The organism is Vulcanisaeta sp. EB80 (genome assembly GCF_002078205.2).
Map to the genome: position 1 here is coordinate 1 of NZ_LCWN02000123.1, position 2,800 is coordinate 2,800.

5 protein-coding genes, 1 tRNA gene and 1 pseudogene are annotated in these 2,800 nt (G+C 48.5%); 6 read left to right on the forward strand and 1 reads right to left on the reverse strand.

Annotated elements, in window-relative coordinates; genetic code table 11:
• Positions 1–242: pseudogene (locus tag B7L70_RS12275) on the forward strand (nucleotidyltransferase domain-containing protein); the annotation flags it as partial.
• A complete protein-coding gene (locus tag B7L70_RS12280; protein ID WP_238376257.1) occupies positions 235–666 on the forward strand; it encodes a HEPN domain-containing protein in 432 nt (143 codons plus the stop codon). The pseudogene B7L70_RS12275 and the gene B7L70_RS12280, both read left to right, overlap by 8 nt.
• Here the strand turns inward: B7L70_RS12280 and B7L70_RS12285 are convergent.
• Entirely contained in the window at positions 663–1,043 is a 381-nt protein-coding gene (locus B7L70_RS12285; protein ID WP_081228429.1) for a hypothetical protein, read from the reverse strand. The genes B7L70_RS12280 and B7L70_RS12285 overlap by 4 nt on opposite strands.
• Before the next feature lie 173 nt (positions 1,044–1,216).
• On the opposite strand from B7L70_RS12285, the gene B7L70_RS12290 reads away from it, so the two are divergent.
• The 4 genes from B7L70_RS12290 to B7L70_RS12300 all read left to right on the forward strand — a co-directional run.
• Positions 1,217–1,307: transfer RNA gene (locus tag B7L70_RS12290), tRNA-Phe, on the forward strand.
• A 249-nt stretch (positions 1,308–1,556) separates the two neighbouring features.
• The gene (locus tag B7L70_RS14215; RefSeq protein ID WP_255408873.1) at positions 1,557–1,688 is read left to right on the forward strand and encodes a hypothetical protein; all 132 of its coding nucleotides are present in this window, start codon (positions 1,557–1,559) and stop codon (positions 1,686–1,688) included.
• Between the two features lie 92 nt (positions 1,689–1,780).
• Positions 1,781–2,419 carry a hypothetical protein gene (locus B7L70_RS12295; protein ID WP_081228430.1) on the forward strand — a complete coding sequence of 213 codons (639 nt, stop codon included), beginning with the start codon at positions 1,781–1,783 and terminating at the stop codon, positions 2,417–2,419.
• On the forward strand, positions 2,410–2,800 hold a 391-nt coding region (locus tag B7L70_RS12300), incomplete at its 3' end, for a hypothetical protein (RefSeq protein ID WP_143701651.1). The genes B7L70_RS12295 and B7L70_RS12300, both read left to right, overlap by 10 nt.

Sequence of the window (2,800 nt, forward strand, 5' to 3'; positions counted from 1 at the left end):
TGGCCCTATCACCGGTGATTAAAACCAGGATAGAGGCTGCCAGGTTCTCACCAATCTACCTAGACATGACTGAGGACGCTGTGATAGTTTACGATAAGGACAGCTTCTTCGAGGGCGTATTGACAAGGTTGATTAATAGGCTTAGGGAGTTGGGTGCCAGGAGGGTTTGGGTTAACGATAAGTCCTGGTACTGGGTGCTTAAGGGCGATTACAAATTTGGTGAGGTGATTGAAATTGAATAACCTCGACATGGCTAGGTCATACCTGAGGCAAGCCATGGAGAGGGTTAGGCATGCTGAGGAAGCCTTAATCAATGGTAATTACCCGTACGTTGTTAGGCAGTGCCAGGAGGCGGTTGAACTAGCCCTTAAGGCTGCACTAAGGATAGTGGGTGTTGAACCGCCGAAGTGGCATGACGTGGGGCCGGTGTTGAGGAGGGAGCAGGGTAGATTTCCGGCGTGGTTTCGGGAACGTATGGATGAATTAATATCCATATCGAGGAGCCTCAGGAAGGAGAGGGAATTGGCAATGTACGGTGATGAGGAGAGCGGCATACCGCCTGAGGAACTTTACACCAGGGTGGATGCTGAGTACGCATTAAATAGTGCAAAGATGGTTCTGAGCTTCGTCGAGAAATTACTTAAGGAAACGGAGTCACGAACCTAAGACCCAAGTTGGGAGGATTTCGACGAATCCATATAATCAACATCAACAACATTTACGGGCCTAACGCCAAGCCTCCCAATAACAGCACTCAGTATCTCCCACGCATAGGACCTGGACGCGCCCAGGTCGGAAAGTGCAGGGTATGTGTGGGTTATTACCCTGAGCTCAGTGACGCCCTCGCCCTCAATGACTACTATGAAGGCCGAAATCCTATTAAACGACATGAGGTAAAATTCCTCACCAACGGCAACCGCAACCCTAGGCCTCGTATTCAACATCGCGAAGTATATGCCTGATGCGTGTTTATCATTACGCAATACGTCAACCACGGCATCAAACCCGACAGGCAACAAAGCCCTTAATCCATGTGCAGGCACGGACATTACTAAAGATGATGCATTAAAAGCATTACATAGGGAGAATCAGTGAATTTCGGTGGATAAGCAATGTGCGGTCATGAGCAATTGAATAAGGAAAACACGGTTTTCATAAACACAATCCACGCATCCACGAGAGAAAGCCTAAAAAACTAGAGCATAAAGATACAGACGCCGCCGTAGCTCAGTCGGGAGAGCGACCGGCTGAAGTATGGTGTTTCAGAAACCGGTAGGTCCCGGGTTCAAATCCCGGCGGCGGCACCAGGATGTTGTTTTGTATTCCGTGTTTTGTGTTTAGTATTTATTTTGTTCTCTATGAGGTGCGGGTTTGTGAGGTTGTTCTAACGAGGGCTTTTAGACCATGATCGTGCTTGATGTTTGTTTTTGTGCTTGTTCATTGTTTTATGCCGAGTTTCTCGGCGATTGTTTCTTTCAATACATCGAGTAAAGAGCCTTCTTGGGCACCGTAATCCTGGTATCCAGGACTAAGTGTGATGGAGGAGGGGCTTGGCGATGATGCACTTAAACGACTCATCACTTAAGCCAACAACATGCCCCGTATGCCTCAAGGAGCAATCCACCGTTAGTGACTCCACTAATGCTGGTGTTGATGGGGTCTTCGTTATACCCGGCCAGGGAGGTTAGGTTGCTTAATTCTACGCCCACTATACGCAATGCATGTGTGGCATTGATGGGTTTGGCGCAATACTTAAGGGTGCCTTAGTAATTGCTGTGTTGTGCCTGCCGGACCTAGGCTAATGATTGTGGTCTCGGTGGTACTATTGATTGTGGTGTTGGTGATTGTGGGTGTGGTAACCAGGGCGCAAACGAACCAATCCTATACGCAGGTAATCATGAACCTACTCAACGGCCAGCAATACTTCGGAGTGCCGCATGTGTATCAGGGCGTTAATAATTCTGTTTTGCCGCCAAATCAATGGCTTAAGTATTATATAACAAATCAATGGCCGATGTATTATGGGCCGAACAACGCAAGCCAGTACTGGGGTTCGATCGGCATAAACCAGCCCGTGCTTGAGTTGATCCCGGCCCAGGTCTGGTCTAGCGGTGCCATGTTTTGGCAGGAGGAATACTACAATGGATCTTTGGTGAGGATAACAATCATCGGCACGTACTCTGAAGGGCCTCCACTCGTCGGCGACGGCTTCGTAATATACCTATTCCTAACCCCAACAAGGTGGGGCATAAATCCTGCATACAACTACACAATAAATTGCACATCGTTAATATCGTGGGGAGCAACTCAATTTATTCTGCCCAGAGCAATTCAACCTATGCCATGGTTATCTGGAATCCATGCTGGCAGATCAGTTGTTTCCGTCCCGGTACTACTGGGCAGTGGGACGTGTGGATAATTAATAACACCAACGGTAATAACCCAAGCTTTAGCGCCGCTTGGGAAGGTATTGGCACGGGAGCCTTCCAGCCCAACCCAGGCGATTACATAGGCGTAACAGTAACCTACAACTCAAGCGCGAACATGCTTAGCGGTATTGCCTACGACATGAACACTGGACAGTCAGCAAGCTTCACATTAAATCTGACTGATTATTACAAACCGCCGAGTAGTGGCAACTACGTGTTCGGCGTAGGCGCAGGTAATGGTTGGCACTATGCCAATTGGGCCTTGTTATACGTGGCAATGACGATAAGCGCCCCAACTAGTTCGGTTACCACACCCACTATGTCGAGCACATCGACAAAGCCAACACCCAGTGCACCATCACTTAGTACAA

Coding starts and splice junctions, on each gene's coding strand:
- B7L70_RS14215 (WP_255408873.1), top strand. CDS start 1,557: ATGATGCACTTAAACGACTCATCACTTAAGCCAACAACATGCCCCGTA.